Origin of the sequence: Acinetobacter sp. NIPH 298, from assembly GCF_000369505.1 — a bacterium.
Classification (GTDB): domain Bacteria; phylum Pseudomonadota; class Gammaproteobacteria; order Pseudomonadales; family Moraxellaceae; genus Acinetobacter.
Map to the genome: position 1 here is coordinate 78,867 of NZ_KB850053.1, position 824 is coordinate 79,690.

The following is an 824-nucleotide window of genomic DNA, read 5'->3' on the forward strand; positions in this document are numbered from 1 at the left end:
ATTATCGGTGGTATTACAGGCGGCGGTGATGGTGGTCCACTAGGTCCAATCACTGGAATCATCGGTGGTATTACAGGCGGTGGTGATGGTGGTCCTCTTGGTCCAATCACAGGTATCATCGGTGGTATTACGGGTGGCGGTGATGGTGGTCCACTAGGTCCAATCACTGGAATCATCGGTGGTATTACAGGCGGTGGTGATGGTGGTCCTTTAGGTGCAATCACTGGAATCATCGGTGGTATTACAGGCGGTGGTGATGGTGGTCCTTTAGGTGCAATCACTGGAATCATCGGTGGTATTACTGGCGGCGGTGATGGCGGTCCTCTTGGTCCAATCACAGGCATTATCGGCGGTATTACGGGTGGTGGTGATGGCGGTCCATTAGGTGCAATCACTGGCATTATCGGTGGTATTACGGGTGGCGGTGATGGCGGTCCTCTTGGTCCAATCACAGGCATTATCGGTGGTATTACGGGTGGTGATCTTGGCAACAACCCTGTAACGGGTGTCATCCAAACAGGTATTGATGTACTTCAAGGCATTGAAAGCCTCAAAACTGGAATCATCAATACAGGTATCGACACTGTTGCTGGCACAATTATTGGGGCGTTCCCTCAAGCAGAACATCCTGTCGGTGATCTTGCAAATCTTGGTACTCTCACTTTTGAAACTTCTCGCGATACCGTCAACGGTACACTTGAAGCAATATCTGATTTAGCTGGCGCTAATTTTGCTGGTGCGCTTGGTAATGCTACTGGTGTGATCGGTACACTCATTAATAATGGTTCAACTGCTGCTGATATTATCCAACATGTCATCGGTGA

1 pseudogene is annotated in these 824 nt (G+C 49.5%); it reads left to right on the top strand.

Going from position 1 to position 824, the window contains the following annotated elements:
- A pseudogene (locus F903_RS16620) lies at nt 1–824 on the top strand (hypothetical protein); the annotation flags it as partial.